The organism is Acinetobacter sp. YH12236 (assembly GCF_013417645.1).
Lineage (GTDB): Bacteria > Pseudomonadota > Gammaproteobacteria > Pseudomonadales > Moraxellaceae > Acinetobacter.
Map to the genome: position 1 here is coordinate 45396 of NZ_VPDM01000004.1, position 17982 is coordinate 63377.

Annotated in this window: 18 protein-coding genes; 11 read left to right on the forward strand and 7 right to left on the reverse strand. The window is 43.5% G+C overall.

Going from position 1 to position 17982, the window contains the following annotated elements:
• Nucleotides 1–99: 99 nt before the first annotated feature.
• Both lnt and FTV14_RS03215 read right to left on the reverse strand, forming a co-directional pair.
• The gene (gene lnt, locus FTV14_RS03210) at nucleotides 100–1659 is read right to left on the reverse strand and encodes an apolipoprotein N-acyltransferase (protein WP_166134823.1); all 1560 of its coding nucleotides are present in this window, start codon (nucleotides 1657–1659) and stop codon (nucleotides 100–102) included.
• On the reverse strand, nucleotides 1656–2495 hold the full coding sequence (locus tag FTV14_RS03215) for an HlyC/CorC family transporter (RefSeq protein ID WP_004781742.1): 840 nt from the start codon (nucleotides 2493–2495) through the stop codon (nucleotides 1656–1658). Before FTV14_RS03215 ends, lnt begins: the two co-directional genes overlap by 4 nt.
• Nucleotides 2496–2696: 201 nt before the next feature.
• Between FTV14_RS03215 and tusA the strand changes: the two genes are divergently transcribed.
• The 4 genes from tusA (at nucleotide 2697) to FTV14_RS03235 (ending at nucleotide 7554) form a co-directional block, all read left to right on the forward strand.
• The gene (tusA, locus tag FTV14_RS03220) at nucleotides 2697–2957 is read left to right on the forward strand and encodes a sulfurtransferase TusA (protein ID WP_004781744.1); all 261 of its coding nucleotides are present in this window, start codon (nucleotides 2697–2699) and stop codon (nucleotides 2955–2957) included.
• A gap of 245 nt (nucleotides 2958–3202) precedes the next feature.
• A complete protein-coding gene (locus FTV14_RS03225) occupies nucleotides 3203–5992 on the forward strand; it encodes a type VI secretion system Vgr family protein (protein ID WP_180053323.1) in 2790 nt (929 codons plus the stop codon).
• Nucleotides 5989–7107 carry a hypothetical protein gene (locus tag FTV14_RS03230; protein WP_180053324.1) on the forward strand — a complete coding sequence of 373 codons (1119 nt, stop codon included), beginning with the start codon at nucleotides 5989–5991 and terminating at the stop codon, nucleotides 7105–7107. The genes FTV14_RS03225 and FTV14_RS03230 overlap by 4 nt, the downstream gene beginning before the upstream one ends.
• 18 nt (nucleotides 7108–7125) lie before the next feature.
• Nucleotides 7126–7554: a hypothetical protein gene (locus FTV14_RS03235; protein WP_166134832.1), complete on the forward strand. Its 429-nt coding sequence runs from the start codon at nucleotides 7126–7128 to the stop codon at nucleotides 7552–7554.
• 110 nt (nucleotides 7555–7664) lie between these two features.
• On the opposite strand, the gene FTV14_RS03240 is transcribed toward FTV14_RS03235, so the two are convergent.
• A complete protein-coding gene (locus FTV14_RS03240) occupies nucleotides 7665–9377 on the reverse strand; it encodes an electron transfer flavoprotein-ubiquinone oxidoreductase (protein WP_180053325.1) in 1713 nt (570 codons plus the stop codon).
• 187 nt (nucleotides 9378–9564) lie between these two features.
• Here FTV14_RS03240 and FTV14_RS03245 point away from each other — a divergent pair, with 187 nt between their 5' ends.
• The 5 genes from FTV14_RS03245 to FTV14_RS03265 all read left to right on the forward strand — a co-directional run bounded on the left by FTV14_RS03245 (nucleotide 9565) and on the right by FTV14_RS03265 (nucleotide 13993).
• Entirely contained in the window at nucleotides 9565–10176 is a 612-nt protein-coding gene (locus tag FTV14_RS03245; RefSeq protein ID WP_180053326.1) for a DUF1285 domain-containing protein, read from the forward strand.
• A 49-nt stretch (nucleotides 10177–10225) separates the two neighbouring features.
• On the forward strand, nucleotides 10226–11104 hold the full coding sequence (gene murI / locus FTV14_RS03250; RefSeq protein ID WP_166138033.1) for a glutamate racemase: 879 nt from the start codon (nucleotides 10226–10228) through the stop codon (nucleotides 11102–11104).
• Between the two features lie 115 nt (nucleotides 11105–11219).
• Nucleotides 11220–12248: a DUF4062 domain-containing protein gene (locus FTV14_RS03255; protein WP_034704817.1), complete on the forward strand. Its 1029-nt coding sequence runs from the start codon at nucleotides 11220–11222 to the stop codon at nucleotides 12246–12248.
• 65 nt (nucleotides 12249–12313) lie between these two features.
• Entirely contained in the window at nucleotides 12314–13327 is a 1014-nt protein-coding gene (gene hemH, locus FTV14_RS03260) for a ferrochelatase (protein ID WP_179992859.1), read from the forward strand.
• A 21-nt stretch (nucleotides 13328–13348) separates the two neighbouring features.
• Complete coding sequence (locus tag FTV14_RS03265; RefSeq protein WP_034704815.1) at nucleotides 13349–13993, forward strand: MBL fold metallo-hydrolase; 645 nt, start codon at nucleotides 13349–13351, stop codon at nucleotides 13991–13993.
• A gap of 32 nt (nucleotides 13994–14025) precedes the next feature.
• Here FTV14_RS03265 and FTV14_RS03270 read toward each other — a convergent pair whose 3' ends face one another.
• On the reverse strand, nucleotides 14026–14208 hold the full coding sequence (locus FTV14_RS03270; RefSeq protein ID WP_004781764.1) for a hypothetical protein: 183 nt from the start codon (nucleotides 14206–14208) through the stop codon (nucleotides 14026–14028).
• A gap of 153 nt (nucleotides 14209–14361) precedes the next feature.
• Nucleotides 14362–14538 (reverse strand): DNA gyrase inhibitor YacG, encoded by a 177-nt coding sequence (locus tag FTV14_RS03275; RefSeq protein WP_180013324.1) that lies wholly within the window; start codon nucleotides 14536–14538, stop codon nucleotides 14362–14364.
• A gap of 84 nt (nucleotides 14539–14622) precedes the next feature.
• Here FTV14_RS03275 and FTV14_RS03280 point away from each other — a divergent pair, with 84 nt between their 5' ends.
• Both FTV14_RS03280 and FTV14_RS03285 read left to right on the forward strand, forming a co-directional pair.
• On the forward strand, nucleotides 14623–15267 hold the full coding sequence (locus FTV14_RS03280) for an SAM-dependent methyltransferase (RefSeq protein WP_180053379.1): 645 nt from the start codon (nucleotides 14623–14625) through the stop codon (nucleotides 15265–15267).
• Between the two features lie 3 nt (nucleotides 15268–15270).
• Complete coding sequence (locus FTV14_RS03285; RefSeq protein ID WP_180053327.1) at nucleotides 15271–16473, forward strand: TIGR03862 family flavoprotein; 1203 nt, start codon at nucleotides 15271–15273, stop codon at nucleotides 16471–16473.
• Between the two features lie 83 nt (nucleotides 16474–16556).
• Here FTV14_RS03285 and FTV14_RS03290 read toward each other — a convergent pair whose 3' ends face one another.
• Both FTV14_RS03290 and FTV14_RS03295 read right to left on the reverse strand, forming a co-directional pair.
• The gene (locus FTV14_RS03290) at nucleotides 16557–17135 is read right to left on the reverse strand and encodes a hypothetical protein (RefSeq protein ID WP_005232438.1); all 579 of its coding nucleotides are present in this window, start codon (nucleotides 17133–17135) and stop codon (nucleotides 16557–16559) included.
• Between the two features lie 15 nt (nucleotides 17136–17150).
• Nucleotides 17151–17927, reverse strand: coding sequence for a class I SAM-dependent methyltransferase (locus FTV14_RS03295; protein ID WP_180053328.1), 777 nt, complete (start codon nucleotides 17925–17927; stop codon nucleotides 17151–17153).
• Between the last annotated feature and the right edge of the window lie 55 nt (nucleotides 17928–17982).

The window sequence follows — 17982 nt, forward strand, 5'->3', positions numbered from 1 at the left end:
CTCTCTTTTTAAAAGGGAGGTCGGGAGGGGTTTAGAAAATTAATCCCCCTTCTTGCACCATATAGGACTCACCTTTTGCAAAGGGGGCTTTTGAGAGAACTATCTTCTAGACTTAAAGCTGATATCCACTTTACGTGGGCGGAAGCGCCAACCTAGTAATAAGAGCAATACGGAGAAAATCAGCACTGGCCAGTCGCTGAGTTTCATGTAGAGCGTTTCACCCTGCATGGCGGGTAGCTCACCGCGGAGTATAGCTTCTTTATCCATAGGTGCACGTTTCACAATATGGCCATTGTGGTCGATGAACGCAGTTACCCCAGTATTGGTAGCACGAATAAACCAGCGACCATTTTCCTTGGCCCGCATTTGTACCATCTGTAAATGTTGCTGTGGACCGGCAGTGCCAGTAAACCAGGCATCATTAGATACGGTCACCAGAAAATCGCTTTGGCTGGCATTACGACGAGTCAGGTTTGGATAAGCCACTTCATAGCAAATTGCCGCACCTAGAGGATGGTTTTTCACATTTAATGGTTTCTGGATATCCGCACCACGCGAGAAACCACTCACCGAAGGGTCGTTTTGCAGAGCTGGCAGTACCCAGCTGAGTGCGCCAGAAAGTGGAATATATTCCCCAAAAGGCACCAGACGCTGCTTCTTATACAAACCACTCGACTCATTACCGGTCGCCATGATGCTATTGTAATATTTTGGCGTGCCTGCTTCCTGTGACTCAGCCAGATCCCAGAACGGAATACCTGTGACCCAAGCTGTTCCAGATTTTTCTGCCTGAACTTTCATGGCATCCAGGAAAGGTTCGATGTCGGTCTGGAACATCGGAATCGAAGATTCTGGCCAGACAATTAGGTCACGTCCCCATTCAGTCTTGCTCAGATTGGCATAGATCAGCAGAGTTTTTACCTGATATTCAGTTAACCATTTCAGGTCCTGAGGAATATTGCCCTGGATCAGAGAAACGGTGAGCGGCTTTTCATTTTTTTCTTGCACGAAAGTCAGTTGTGCAGCACCCCAGGCACCCAATAACAAGAGTGCAGAAGGCACGATCCAGAAGACCCGTTTACTTAAGATTTCAACCAGCGCACAGGCCAGAACAATCACTACAAAGGACACCCCAAATACACCAAATAAAGGCGCATAGGCATCCAGATAAAGCTCAGTAAAAGCGTAACCTGCAAATAACCATGGGAAACCGGTAAATACCCAGGTTTTGGCCCATTCAAAGATTACCCAAAGTGGTGCAAAGGTAAGAGGTGTTTCCGGGAAAAAGCGACGATAAATAAAAGTCTGAAGCGCAGTAAACAGTCCCATGACAATCGCCATGATCAGGATCATGATTACGCTCAGGAAAGCACTGGTATCGCCATACACATGAATAGAGGTATAGAGCCAGAATGCACCCACAAACCATAATCCAATCCCATAAGCCCAGCCAATGCCAAAGGCCTGTTTCGCACTACGACCACGGACGCAAGCATACAGTAAGGCAGGAGAGAGAATCGCCAGCCACCAGTAATGATAAGGTGCCAGTGCCAGGCTAAAAATGGCTCCTGCAAATAAGGCAATCAATACAGGATAAATTAAGGCTAGCTGCTTTTGCTGCTGGGCTGGATTTAATAGCTTATCGAAATATGCTCTCATTGGCGCACAGCTCGAATTAAACGAATAGAGCGTGAATCTGCCTCAAGAATGGTAAATTGCCAGTTTTCCAGTTCAATCGTCTGACCTTCCAAATCATTTACCAGACCAATTTCTTGTAATAACAAACCGCCCATGGTTTCAACTTCATCATCGGAGAAATTGGCATCTAGCATATTGTTAAAATGCTCGATTGGCGTCAGCGCTTGTACTACCCAGGTATTGGCTGTCTTCGGGTCTTGATCCGGAACAATATATTGTGCTTCTTCATCCGCAATATCATGTTCGTCTTCAATTTCACCCACAATTTCTTCGAGAATATCTTCTAGGGTCACCAGACCTGAAGTTGTACCGTACTCATCAATCACTACCGCAATATGAGTCTGGGTATTTTTCAGCATACGTAGAACCTGATCCGAACGTGCACTTTCCGGCACAAACAGCGGCTGACGCATCAAGGCACGAATATCGACTTTGGAAGAAGGCTCGGTCAGGAAAGGAAGCAGATCTTTGGCCAGCAAAATACCAACCACATTATCCGGTTGATCCGATGAGAACACAGGGAATCGCGAATGCGCAGATTCAACTAAAACATGCAGAATTTCCAGAAGTTGGTCATCTTCCTGCAAGCTAATCATGGACGTTCTTGGCGTCATGACTTCACGAATTTTGGTGGCTGGCAGATCCAATACGCCTTCCAGCATTGCAACAGTATCGGGTTCTAAAAATCGACGTGAATCTTGTACTAATTTTAGCAGTTCGTCGCGAGTTTCGGGTGCAGTTCCCAGCCATTTACGTAAGCCGCGCATACCCCACGACGGGCCTGATTCCTCGTGCATGATCTTTCCTAAAGACTCTTAATATCTAAAAAAACGTGATTTTATCATACCGCAGAAAATACGCTTGTCTATTGTAATTATGCTGCGCAGACTTGATCGCGCGGGTCAGTATGGTTTTGTGAATTGGTTCAAAGCGCGGGCTGCAATGCGATAGCCGCTTTATGCTAAAATAAGGCTGATCTTGAATTCCTGAGTCTGTCGATGTCTGAAGCCGAAATTACGCCAAGCCTGCAATTGAATACCCGTGGATTACGCTGCCCTGAGCCAGTGATGATGTTGCATCAAGCCATCCGTAAGTCTAAAGCTGGTGATGTAGTTGAAGTTTTTGCTACGGATAATTCAACTTCTTGGGATATTCCAAAATTCTGTATGCACCTTGGCCATGAACTGCTGCTTCAAGAAGAACGTCTGGATGAAAATGGCAATAAAGAGTTCCATTATCTGGTGAAAAAAGGCGGTTAAGAGATTTTTTGGGTAGATGAGTGATTCATTTGCCCATATTTTTGAAAGATTAAAATGAAAAGAAAGCTATTTTTTTTTGAATACTTGATCTGCTTGAAGTTCCTGACTTTCAGAAAATAAAAATTTGATATTCAAGCCTCTTCCAGAATTACAGTGATGAATCGGAACCATGGCCAGACCAATGAATCTAGGCTGGATATAAATAATTCACTATAATGCCGCAAAAATATTTATAACAATTAAAAATGATAAAAAATCATATCGCTCAAGTATTAGAGCAATTGGGTCTTAGCGCACAGAAGCGTGCTTTGCTTGTTCAGTTTTCCCATCAAAAACTTAATTCTGAAGTTTTTCTGCAACGTATTGATGGCCAACATGTCCTGAATCAGGGACTAAAAATTGAGCTGATTTGTGTGTCGACTAATGCCTTGATTCCCCTTAAAGAATTTATTGGAATTCAAGTAGCGATAGATCAGGTCACGGATCAAGGACAGTTATTTCGCAGTTCCGGAATTATTACTGCAGCAACTCAGGGACAGAGTGATGGTGCATTAGTGCTTTATAAACTCACCCTGGAAGATGCAACGTCGCTATGGCATAAACGCCGTAATAGTCGTGTGTTCATGGACAAGAGTGTCCGAGAGATTACTGAAATCTTATTCAAAGAATGGCAGGGTAAGAGTCCATTATTTGCGGCTGCACTTAAGCTGGATTTATCCGGTTTGCAGCAAACTTATGATGTACGTCCTTTTACTATGCAGTTGAATGAAAGCGACTATGACTTTTTAACCCGTTTATGGCGTAGTGAAGGGATTAACTGGCTGATTGATGAGTCTGAGCTTATAATTGTGCATTCATCTGCACCGATTGCAGCACAAAAGCTTAGATTAATTGATGACAATAGCTACTACCAAGCTTTAAGCCGCAGAGCGATCCGTTTCCATCGTTCCAGTGCGACTGAACAAGAAGATAGCATGACCAGTTTTATTGCAGAACGGCAGTTGCAGCCGACCGCTGTATATATCCAGCGCTGGCATGCCGATCGCTTGAATCAGGAAGAAGGTGTAGGTTCAGTACAAAGCAAGCACCAGCAGAGTCAGGTTCAGGATAATGCCAGTCTGGCATTGGAACAGGCCTGGAACATCAGTCCGGCATGGGTGACTGATCTCAGGCATGCAGATCAGGCAACTCTAGCCTCGGATGCACAAATCGAGAAAATAAACCAAAATTTGCAGCATTTCTATGCTGCACAGGCCAAACAATTTTTAGCAACATCCACAGTACGTGATGCCCAAGTGGGTTACTGGTTCCGGCTGGATCAGCATCCTGAAATTGATCAGCATCCAGTAGTAGAAAAAGAATTTTTAATCATCTCCAAGAAATTTTATAACCAGAATAATTTGCCTAAAGACTTAAATGAACAGGTTCATGCTTTAATTCAGCAAAGCTGCTGGCAAATGACAGAATTCAAGGACGCAGGTGAGCGTCAGGCCAACCAGCTATTCTTGCAACGTCGCCATATTCACTTGGTTCCTGAGTATCAACCTTTATTGCAGCGGCCACAGGCCTATCCGCAACGCGCCAAAGTAGTTGGGCCAGAAGATGAAGATATTTATGTGGATGAATGGGGGCGGATCAAAATCCGTTTTCTGTTCACTCGTCCGGATGACCATGCTCACGATGGTGGCGCAGGCAGCAATGACAGTGATACAGATTCAGCCTGGGTAGATGTTCTGACCCCGTGGGCAGGTATAGGTTATGGGGTCCGTTTCTTACCACGCATTGGTGAAATGGTGGTCGTCGACTTTTTCGATGGCAATATTGATCGACCTTTTGTGATAGGTCGGATTCATGAAGGCCCGCGTTCTCCGACGAAGTTTGATCAAAAAGGACAACTACCAGGTGCCAAAAAAATCAGTGGTATTCGCTCGCAAGAAGTACAGGGGCAAGGCTTTAACCAGCTACGTATTGATGATACGACTGGCCAGATCAGTATACAGTTACATAGTAGTCAAGCTGCCAGTCAGCTCAATCTGGGTAACTTGAGTTATCCGAAGGAACAGGCTGAAAGTGAAGGACGGGGTGAAGGTTTTGAACTTAGAACTGACCAATGGGGTGCAGTCCGTACAGGTGAAGGGTTATTGATTTCGGCTCATAAACAGCAAGCCGCAGACGGTTCACATATGGATGCTGAACCAGCGAAAAGCCAGCTTGAATCAGGCTTGCAGATGAGCCAGGCGCTAAGTGATGTTGCTAAAAACCAGCAAACTGATCCGCTTGAAATCTTTGAAAATTTAAAAAGCTTTATTGAGAAAATTGAACAGCAAGATCAAGACAAAGCAGCTGCCTTTAAACAGGCAATTATGATTCTGACAGCACCAAAATCCATTGCGCTGAGTACTCAGCAGGATATTCATTTGTCTGCGGAGGGTCAAATTAGCCACCAGTCAGCGGACAGTATTAATTTAAGTTCGCAGAAAAATATTATTGGGCATGCCTCTTCTAAAGTCAGTCTGTTTGCAGCCCAACAAGGCTTAAGAGCTTATGCCGCAAAAGGCAAAGTTGAACTACAGGCGCAAAATGATGGGATGGATATTATTGCACGCAAAGGTATCAAAACTATCTCCACTGAAGATCAGATCGAAATTACAGCAGCGAAGGAAATTGTTTTAACTGCGGGCGGTTCTCAAGTTGAGATCAGTAGTGCCGGAATTTTGCCGATGACGGGTGGTCAGTTTGAGATGAAGGCAGGGCAGCATCAATTTTTATCAGGAGAAAAGGTAATGCATGATATTCCCTATCTTCCTGCCTCACATAATAGTTCCTATATTTTAGAGTTCGATGTGCGACATAAAATAAACAATAAATTATTAGAAAGCTCTCCAAATTTTAGTCTTATTGATTCTCAGAGGAATGTACGAACAGGAGAGGTTCCCAAAGATGGAATTATTAGAATTACCTCAAAAAATAAGGAAGAAAAATATACGGTTATGGTGCATAAATATGATGCAGAGATATCGGAGTTAGAAGAATGACTTATACGGCTCGTTTAAAAGTATCCTGTGATAATAAAGACCTTTTATCAAAATTAAGCTATACCTTACTAAATACGACAACTCAAAAAAGTTATGGAGGAAAAATTGATCCGAATGGTTGTACCAAAATCTATAGTTGCAATAAATTAGATTTAATCTTTGTAGAGTTAATTTTAAATAATTCAAAAATTGCCAGAGTGCGTGTTCCCGCACTAGAAAATGGCGAATTTAATAAATCGATATATAAATTAAAATCAACTACAGGTACAACAAAACAAGCAGAATCAAATAAAGTACCTGTTAAAGTTAAAAATGAATTAGAAATAGCACTTGAAGCCTTACATGGTACAGCACTTTACTTTAGTAATAACTTTTTAGATCATGATAGCTCCTTAAGAATTGCTTATATGAAAGCAATTAAAAAAATGAGTCATGATTACTTAAAGGATGTTGAAAATGGAAGAATGACTGTAAAAGATGCTTCGAAAGAGGCTCATACATTAAGAAATGATATCTTAGAACAGACCAGGAAAAAGAATTCTCCAATCGCGTTAGCAGGATCACAAAAAGAAAAAATAGCGGCTAAAAGCTTAGATCAATTCTTAGAATATTATGCATTGAAATTAAAAGATCCTGATAAATGGAAAAGACTGAAAGATCAGTCAAGACAAACCTTAGATCATTATGTAAAAGCATCAACAGGTACAAGAAATTCATATTTTCAGGCGCTTTCAACAGTAGATAAAAATAAAGTTTTTTATAGTGTAGTTAAAGGATCAGGGGCATCCCATGGAACTTTTGATAAAGCAGCAAAGTATATGAAACCACTAGGCAGAGTAATTGTCGTTATTTCAATTTCCTATGCTTGGTATGAGATTTTTTCAGCTGAGAATAAAGAAAAGGAATTTTATAAAGAAGCCGCAACCATAGGCTCAGGAGTGGCAGCTGGCGCTGTGGGTGGTGCTATTGCAGGAGGAATTTGTGGCCCCGGGTCTCCCATATGTTCAACAGTAGGTGTAATAATTGGCGGTCTAGCGGGAGGGTATGGAGCATATAAATTAGTTGAAGCTTATGATGAAGAGTTGGAAGCTTTTACAGAATGGACTTTATTTTAATTCCAGTAGGTAGCCTGTATGTTTAAGTTTTTAAAAAGGTTAGTAAGAAAAGAAGCTAATAAAAATTTAGATACGAGTAATTATAAAACTAAAATTAAAAATTTTAGCTTAGAGCATGATCAGATTGTGGGCGTAAATATAGATGATGTAATAATAAAAATACCTTATATAGACATAGTAAGGATATCTATTATGGTTTATGGGGAAGATTTACTCCCTCAACCAATCTGGACTGTGCAAACAATAAAAGACATTATTGATATACCGAATGAATTAAATAATACTGATAAATTATTTTTTGAGGTTCTTAATAAAAAATTAGATGGTTACAACTCAATTCAAACCCAAGAAGAAATATTAAAAGCTATGAATTGTACCCATAACAGCCTATTCCATATTTGGCAGCGCCATGATGCAGATAAAATATTTAAATCTATTAAATACTAATTTTTTCTTGTACAAAAAAATTAAATGATGCGTATTTCATAATCTTATAAATATAAAAAAGCCTCTAAAATAATTAATTATTTTAGAGGCTTATGCAAGCTAATTAAGCATTACATATTAGGGTAGTTCGGACCACCGCCACCTTCCGGTGTTACCCAGGTGATATTCTGAGATGGATCTTTGATGTCACAGGTCTTGCAGTGTACACAGTTCGCTGCATTGATCTGGAAGCGTTTTGAACCGTCATCATTTTCCATGATTTCGTAAACACCCGCCGGGCAGTAGCGCTGTGCAGGCTCATCCCATTTCGGCAAGTTGACATCTACCGGAATCGAAGCATCGGTCAGTTTTAAATGCGCTGGCTGGTTTTCTTCATGTACCGTGTTCGATACAAACACAGAAGACAGACGGTCAAAGGTTAGCTTGCCATCCGGTTTTGGATAGTTCGGCTTGAAGTTCACTGCATCGACTGTTTTCAGAGTTTTAAAGTCTGGCACTAAATCATGGAGCGTGAACGGCACTTTAAACACGTTCTGGTCGATGAAGTTGAATGCACCACCCATCCATTGACCGAACTTGTGCATTGCTGGGCCAAAGTTACGCGCGCTGTACAGCTCTTCTTTCAACCAGCTGTTGTTGAACTTGTCTGTATAAGTAGTCAGTTCTTTAACAAAGAAGTCTTCGCCTTCAGTCACACGGGCAATAGCCAGATCACCGCCTTTTTCTACACCGGCAGCAATCGCTTCAAATACCGCTTCACCGCAGAGCATGCCGGATTTCATGGCAGTGTGTGAGCCTTTGATCTTGGCAAAGTTCAGGAAGCCCGCATCATCACCAATTAAAGATCCACCCGGGAAGGTGAATTTCGGCAGAGAGTTAAAACCACCTTTGGTTACGGCACGCGCACCATAAGAAATACGTTTACCGCCTTCTAGATACTGTTTGATCAGTGGATGGGTTTTCCAGCGCTGCATTTCCATGAATGGATACATGTGCGGATTTTCATAAGACAGATCCACGATCATGCCCAGAGTCACCTGGTTGTTTTCAGCATGGTATAACCACCAGCCACCTGACGAACCGGTTTCAGATAAAGGCCAGCCGGCACCGTGCATTACCAGACCTGGTTTGTGTTTCGCTGGATCGATTTCCCAGAGTTCTTTAATGCCGATCCCGTAGTGCTGCGGATCAGCATCTTTATCCAGATTGAATTTTTGGATCAGGCGTTTACCTAAATGACCGCGGCAGCCTTCAGCAAAGATGGTGTATTTGGCATGCAGCTCATAACCCGGCGCAAAGTTATGCGTCGGTTCGCCATCTTTACCAATACCCATGTCACCGGTTTGGATACCTTTCACCGTACCATCTTCATGATACAGAATTTCAGAAGCAGCAAAGCCCGGGAAGATCGATACTTCCAGCTCTTCGGCTTTCTGGCCTAACCAGCGCACCACGTTACCCAGTGAGATCACGTAGTTACCATCGTTATGCATAGTTTTAGGCACCATCCAGTGCGGTGCTTCTTGTGATTTTTCATCTGAAAGAAGGAAGAAAGTTTTGTCTTCTGTCACTGGCACATTTAAAGGTGCACCTTCTTCTTTCCAGTTCGGGAATAGTTCGTTCATGGCACGTGGTTCAAGCACAGCACCCGAAAGAATATGTGCACCGACTTCGGAGCCTTTTTCTACGACACAAACGGACAGATCATTTAAATTGTTTTCAATTGCAAGTTGACGGATCTTGATTGCAGCAGACAGGCCGGCAGGACCCGCACCTACGATCACAACGTCAAACTCCATCGATTCACGTTCGATGTGTTCCATGTAGGACTCCTCATATTTCTATTCGGTGGCAACCATAATCGGATGATTGGGTGCTGCCATGAGTGTTCTGAATTCCTAGACACAAAAATAGTAGTGTCTTTAAGCATCTGGGCTAGTATAGTTTTAAACCCAGGTTAAGCCAATTGGCTGAAACATATTATTTTTCCGTCATTAAGGTCTTCTTTATATGAATAAGTCAGCACCCGATAAAAATCCGACGAAAAAAGTAGCTTCTAGCGATGATAAAAATTTAATGGATATCGCACAATACTTAAAAGATGCACAGGGCAGTCACAAAAGGTCAATCCCGCCTTTGGATCAATGGCAGCCAAAGTATTGTGGCGCAATGGATCTCAAGGTTTTGGCCAATGGAGAATGGTGGCACGAAGGTCAATTGATCAAGCGTCAGCCGATGATAGACCTGTTTTCCACGGTACTCTGGAAAGAAGAAGGAAAATTCTATCTAAAGACGCCGGTTGAAATGATTGAAATCGAGGTCGAAGATGAACCTCTGTTTGTAAATCAGGTCGATCAGGTCAAGATTGAAGGCAGGACTTACCTGCAACTGACCACCACGACTCAGGACATCATTATTGTCGATAGCGAACATCCTATCTTTATGCGTCAGTATCAGGATGAATTGCGCCCTTATGTGCATGTGCGTTTTGGAATCAATGCGCTTATTCAGCGGGCTGCTTTTTTACATCTGGTGGAGATGGGCGAGCTTGGTGAAAATGCTGCTGGAGAGACGGTTTTAAGCTTGAAAAGTGGTGATTTAGACTTGCATTTAAGCACCTGAGGTTTAAGCTTTGTCGCAAGGTCATTTGAAACAAGCAACTAGCAACGTTATGAGCGCTATCCAACCGATTTATCCCTTAGTAGATCCCATGCCTAAAGCCAGTGCTGATGCACCTATCGGGATTTTTGATTCTGGTGTGGGAGGGTTGTCGGTTGCTTTGGAAATTGCCCGGTATTTGCCCAATGAACGCTTTGTTTATTATGCCGACACGGCTTACGTACCTTATGGACCGCGTAAAGATCAGGAAATCCGTGACCTAACTGCGCGAGCGATTGAATGGCTGTATCGTGAAGGCTGTAAAGTTGCAGTCGTTGCCTGTAATACCGCTTCTGCATTTAGCCTGGATTATTTACGTGAGCATTATGGTGAAAACTTTCCGATCATTGGACTGGTGCCAGCGCTCAAACCTGCAGTCCTCAATACCCAATCCAAAACGGTGGCCGTTCTGGCCACACCTGCAACCTTTCGTGGCCAGCTGATTAAGGATGTCATGACCCGTTTTGCCGAGCCGGCACAGGTCAAAGTAATTCCGGTGACCTGTCTGGATCTGGTGCCTTTTGTAGAAGCCGGTCAGCAGATGAGTCCTGAGTGTCTGGCGACATTAACTCAGATTTTACAACCGGTTGTTGATCAGGGTGCTGATTATTTAGTGCTAGGATGTACACATTACCCCTTCCTAAAATCGTCAATTCAGTATATTTTTGGTCAAAAGCTGACATTAATTGACTCAGGATTCGCGGTTGCGAGACAAACGGCCCGAATTTTGATCAAAAATGGGTTATTATTTGAACATGAGTGCAAGGACAGTCTAAAAATCCGACTTGTGGTTAGTGGTCAAAATGCTGAACAGCTCCAGCCGATTTTAGGGCATCTGATTCCAGCCGATATTAAATGGCAGGTCAGCAATATGGAGACAGAAGTCAGCTAGGCGACCGTCACTCATCTTATAATTTTGAAAGATATATTTTTATACTGGGGTCGTCATATTGTGTCAGGGCAGGGTTTAGCCGGCCAGATCAATGTGCAGTAAAAGAGGATAACCAATGCTCGATAAACGTTATCAGGTGTTTATCTCCACCTCTGGTGCAGAAATGCAGCCAGAGCGGATCATCTTGTCACAAACTTTGGTCGGCATGGGTTTCTTTTCCTGGGGGCTGGAACAACGCACTCCTTTAAATACTGCATTTGCACGTCGCCAGATTGATGATTGTGATTATGTGGTGATTCTGCTGGGTAGCCAGTATGGCGAGCAGTCGGTTTCCGGTGTAGGTTATATGCATCTGGAATACATTTACGCTGTGACCAAGCAGAAACCGATTATTGTGTTTATGCATGAAGATCCGGCTTCACGTGATCCTTCCTTGCACGATACTAAACCTGAATTACAAGAAAAATTTAAAGAATTTCGTCAGTTATTGCAGCAGGAAGCTGATCAGGTCTTTTGCTATCGTACCTTGCGCGATCTGGAAATGGCGGTACGTTTGAACATGCCGCAAATGCTGGAACGTTATCCAGTAAGTGGCTGGGTACGTCCGCAGAATACTCAAGCCTTGCATGACGAGATTGACCAGCTCAAAGCCAAAGTGGCCCAACTGGAACGAGATGGCGGTACGCGTGAAGTAGACCCTTTCCTGAGCCTGCCGAAAGTGTCTATGCATGAAGTTTTCTCCTTCGAATACCGTATGCATGCTTATCAGGATGGTAACTTTAAAGAATTAAAAGTTCAGAAAAGACTGACCTGGGCACAATTGCTGGCTATTCTCGGCTCTACCTTCATTAATCCAACGCCAGAGGAATTTTTCTCCAAGCGTATGAATGAGTATTTGAATGAAACCGGTCTGGAAGATGCACGAGCGGAAATGCCGCGTGCACATGCTGTAGCCCGGGCCCAGATTAATATTCGTGCCCTGCATAGCCTGAAATTGCAGATGCGCCAGAATGACTGGATTGTGCCGTCAGGCCGTGATGACCGTCAGCGTCTGCTTTGGCAGATTACGCCTAAGGCACAAAAACTGCTGGATAGTAACTTGCTGGATAAAGATCGTACTTTTCAATATAAGTCAGTGTATTAATCCATATAGAGAATAAGTAAAAAGCTGTTAAAGTAAGCGGGTTGATACCACGACGGGCGTACTGCATGTTTTCTACAGCTAAACCGAAAGTTACAATTATATTGGCAAATTTAGGCACACCTGATGCACCGACTGTGCCGGCAGTACGCGATTTCCTGAAGCAGTTTTTATCTGATCAGCGTGTCATTGAAATTCCCAAGCCGATCTGGCAACTCATCCTGCGTTTATTTATTTTACCGTTCCGTCCCAAGCGAGTTTCCCAGGCTTATGCACAGGTCTGGGGTCAGGATTCACCGATGCGTGAGATTCTGCTGCAGCAGGTGAGTCAAGTAAAGGCCAAACTCATTGAACAATATCCGCAATTTGAACTGAATGTGGTGCCTGCCATGACTTATGGCAATCCTAATATTCAGGGTGTTCTTGATCAGATTTCGGCTCAACCGCAAGATCATATTATTCTGTTTCCGTTATTTCCCCAGTATTCAGCGACCTCTACCGCACCTCTGTATGATGCAGTCGCAAAATGGGTGCTGAAACAGCGCAATTTACCTGGTCTGTCGATTATCCGCGATTATTATCAGCATCCCTTATTTATTCAGTCACTGGCACAAAGTGTTCGGGATTATCAGGCGATTCATGGGCAGCCGGAAAAACTATTGATGTCATTTCATGGTATCCCGCAGCCCTATGCCGATAAAGGTGATCCTTATGCGGATCGTTGCCGGATCACAGGCAAACTGGTTGCAGAAGCTTTAGGTCTATCTGAAGATCAATATGCAATTAGTTTCCAGTCCCGGTTTGGTAAACAGGAGTGGGTTAAGCCTTATACGGATGCCTTAATTGAAGAGTGGGGCAAACAGGGCGTGAAATCAATTCAGGTGATGAGTCCGGCTTTCTCGGCCGACTGTTTGGAAACACTGGAAGAGCTGGCCATGGAAAATGGAGAGACCTTCAAGGCCAATGGCGGGAAAAGTTACAGTTATATTCCGGCTTTGAACAATCGTGAGGATCATGTGCAATTGCTCAATACACTGTTACAGGCTAATCTTGAAGCATTGAACCAGACGCTTGCCCATTAATCTTTTGAGGTTTCTTATCCTATGTTACAAGTCAAAATTGTTCCTGTGACTGCATTTCAGCAAAACTGCTCGATTCTTTGGGATAGTGACAGTAAAGAGGCCGTTTTGATTGATGCAGGGGGCGAACCTGAAAAATTAAAAGCGGAAGTAGAAGCACTGGGCTTAACGGTCAAGGCTTTATGGCTGACTCATGGTCATCTCGATCATGCTGGAGCAGTTGGTGCTTTAAAAAAAGTTTGGGATGTGCCGGTGATTGGTCCGCATAAGGACGATGCATTCTGGTTAGATATGATTCAGGAAGTGTCTGCCCGTTACGGTTTTCCGATTCCGGAAAAAGTAGAAGTCACGCAATGGCTGGAAGGTGGAGAAGTTCTCAAACTGGGTGATGAAGAGTTTGAAGTACGTTTTGCCCCGGGCCATACTCCAGGTCATGTAATGTTCTATAACAGGAACCATGCTTTGTTATGGACAGGGGATGTACTGTTTAAAGGCTCAATTGGACGGACAGATTTTCCGCGTGGCGATCACCAACAGCTACTCGATTCAATCCAGCGCGAATGTTTTAGTCTGCCGGATGAAACCCGGTTTATTTCAGGACATGGTCCGATTAGTAATATTGGTTTTGAAAAACAGCATAATCCTTTCGTTGCGGGAAAAGCCGGTTAAAGTAGGTGAAAAGATCAGCCTAGCTGGTCTTTTTATTTGCTAAAAGGATTATTTAAAGACTGACGGGTTTGTGCGTAGATCAGCCAAGTCATAATGGCAAGGAGAATTCCAACAACAATAAATAAGCCATCCTGTTGGAAAATGCCTATCCCTAATGACAATATCGCAAGTATTCCTACCCCAATTAAAATGATCTTTAGAATAATGTAGCCCATGTTCTTGCTCTAAAATAATGTGATATTTCTGCGTAAGAACATAGTATTAAACTGGCATATGTGCTGTTAACTTGTGTTGGTTTTCTATAAGCCTTTTTAAAAATCATGTGATTATTTAGGATATGCTTAATGTGATAGGATATTTTAAAAGGTTCAGTCTTCTTCAGAAGATTCAGTTGTTGGAGCATCTTGGGTTGGCAGTTTGTATTCCTCACTGGCCCAAGCGCCTAGATCAATCATTTTGCAGCGTTCCGAGCAGAAAGGACGAAATTCATTATTTTCCCAAGTGGTCAGTTTGCCACAGCGTGGACATTTTAAAGTGGTTGACATCAGCGCACTCCCTAGAAAAATAAAGCTTCGATTAGGCAAATATAACTGCACTTGTTAGACTTATACAGTTTTTATTAGTTTGATCTGATTATGTCGATTCGTCAATTTCAAGCACAGCGTATGCATGCGCCTCGTGATTTCCAAAGTATCAGTTCTGAACCGGTTTGTGTGGAAATCGGTGCGGGCAAAGGTAAACACGCATTGCTCTTTACCCAGATCAATCCAGACAGCAAGCTGATTGCGATCGAACGGACTCGAGAGAAATTTTTAGCCATGCAAAAACAGCATGCGCTGGAAGGACAACCGAATTTACAGACAGTTCATGCCGATGCCTTGCCTTGGATTGTGCATGCTCTCTATCCAGCGCAAGTCGAACAGTTTTTTATTTTATATCCGAACCCTGAGCCGCATAACCCGGCACAGCGCTGGTTGAATATGCCATTTTTTGAGTTTTTATTATCGCGTTTAAAAATTGGTGGCACGATCACTTTAGCGAGTAACATTCCTGAATATATTGAGGAGGCAGAGCAGCAGGTTCAAAACCTGTGGAAGCTGCCTTTTGTTAAAGAAGTCATTGGCCAAGACTCGGCAAGAACTCATTTTGAAATTAAATATCTAGAGCGTGGTGAGTTGTGCCAGCAATTGATTATTAGTAAACCGGAAGGCTATACAACGCGTTTTGATGAGTTTCAGCCGTTACAAGGGCAGAATGCGAGTTCGGCGGAATAAGCCATGACGAAACGCATTGCAATTGTGGGTGCTGGCCCGGCAGGCTTGATGGCTGCAGAAGTTCTGAGCCAGTCTGATTATGAAGTTCATGTGTTTGAACAGAAGCCTTCGGCTGCCCGTAAATTCCTGATGGCTGGGAAAACCGGCCTAAATATTTCTCATGCCGAACCCGTCGAGCAGTTTGTGCAGCGTTATGATCAGGTGAACTGGTTAGCACCTTGGATCAAACGCTGGGATGCCATATGGATTCAAAACTGGATGAGAGATCTTGGTATTGAACCTTATATTGGTTCTTCAGGTCGGGTCTTTCCTACCGAAATGAAAGCCGCTCCACTATTGCGTGCCTGGTTAAAACGTTTAACTGAGCAAGGGGTAAAATTTCATTATCGCCATCAAATTCTAGATCTAAAAAATCATCAGCTACAGATGCATGATTTAAAAAATGATTGCGCATTCACAGAAAACTTTGATGCGATTGTTTTGGCTTGTGGTGCAGTGTCATGGTCAAAACTCGGCAGTGATGGGAAATGGCAAGCATGGCTTGATTGCAGCGAGATTGAACCTTTTCAAGCCAGTAATGCGGGTGTGGAATATTCATGGTCCAAGTTTATGCAGCCAATCTTCGGTCAGCCCCTAAAACGGGTCGAGGCTTGGGTTAATGGCGGTGACAAGACCATGGGAGATATCGTGATCAGTCACTATGGTCTGGAAAGTGGTCTGATCTATAAACAGGGCCGGGGACTGCGTCAACAGCTGAAACAGGGTCAGCCAATGCAGCTGAATCTGGATCTTTTCCCGGATCAAACCGTAGAGCAATTAGCAAAAAAATTACAGTCAAGTAAAAAGCAGTCTTTGAATAATATCTGGCGGAAAGCAGGTCTGGATGGTGCAAAAGCTGCTCTGGTGCGTGAACTGTTACCAAAGCCACTTTGGCAAAATGCTACTGAATTAGCACAGCAGATTAAGCAATTGAAAATTCCTTTAACAGGTTTCCGTCCTATACAGGAAGCGATTAGCTGTGCAGGTGGTGTTAAACGCGAGGTTCTGTCAGAGCAGCTTCAGCTTAAATCCAATCCACATGTGTTCTTATGTGGTGAGATGCTGGACTGGGATGCGCCTACAGGGGGTTACTTGCTGACAGCCTGTTTTGCCACTGGACGAGCAGCCGCAGAAGGGGTGCAGCAATATTTAGTTCAAGCTCAATAATACGCATTCTTCAGAAAGTGAAAGTTAAATCTTAGAACTGCATATAAAATTTCAGGAAGCGTCCGCTTCCTGAAATGTATTATTTATTGTGCTGGGGCTTTATTTGCGGTGGTCATCTCTGGATATTGCGAACGCCAGCGTTCCAGTTGCTCTTGGGCATGTAGATATTTGCCCAGACCTTTTACATTTTCACTGGCTTCATTTACGGTAGAGGCCTGAGATTTCGGACTATTCACCAGTTTTTCCTGATGTTCCCAGTATTGATACATCAAACCCTGAATATAACGGCCCTGTTCAGTTTTAAGCTCCAGATCTTTGAGCATATTTAGCGAAGACTGGACATGATCGCGTTGACGTTGCTGGACAAATTCCGGAGTCAGATTGTCATCATTGCGCATGCCATTGAGCTCAGCTTCCAGATCCGCGCTCATTTCCTGAAAACGTTCTTCATAGTCATTCAAGACAGCAATATCATGGGGATCATCTTCCGTTTTAGGGAAGTTTTTCACGGGTCCAGTTTTCAATTCCTGCATGATTTCCTCTGATGCAGAGTCTTCCGTTGCCTGCTGTTCTACAGATTGTGAACTTTTCTGGTCACAGGCCATCAAAAACATGGCGGCAGTGAAAAGTGCAGTTCGTGACATCAATTGAATCGTGTGCATGAGTGAATCCTGTTCCTAATTATTTTTCTTGAATACATAAACATAGGTGACATAAGGGAAATTAATCATATCTTCTGCACCCTTGTCCGTATAGTTTTTGATAATTTGTTCGAATTGCTGCTTGAGCTGCTGTTGCTGTTCTTTTGGTAGTGCCGCAATAAAGCTGGTTGACAATAAGCGTTTGGAAACTACCTGCTCGACAGGGCCATGCTGTAGCTGTTGCATTTGCGTTGCAGCATAAGGCTGAAAGAGATTCTGTTCCTCAAAGACTTTACGCCAGGCACCACTATGATAGCGTGGCGTATCAGCTTCCAGTGGTGCAATACAATCTGCCAGGGCTTTGACCCAGTCGATTGTAATATCACGCTGGTTCCAGACCAGTACCAGAAAGCCTTGAGGTTTCAGTATCCGATCCAGCTCCTTTAAGGTTTCCAGATTGGCAAACCAGTGAAATGACTGTGCACAAAACACAGCATTCACGCTATGATCGGGCAGGGGAAGCTGGTGGCTCATCCCTTCAAGGGTATGAATATCCGGATGTGCCAGTTTTAACTGGGCCAGCATCTCAGGGACAGGATCAATGGCGGTGATGTGGCTGCTGAGCGGGCGTAAATAGGGAATAAATTTACCTGTTCCGGTACCTAAATCGACAAGATCTGCATCTACAGGCAATGACAGTGTCTCGGTAAGCCACGGGCTTAGATCTGCCGGATAGTCAGGGCGTACCTGCTGATAAAGCTCAGCCGCTGCACTAAACCCCTGTTGAGCTGCAGGATGCAGTGATTGTGTCATATTTTGCGCTTTTTAATCTTTTTCATCGATATAAAATAGCATATTCACTTTTTCG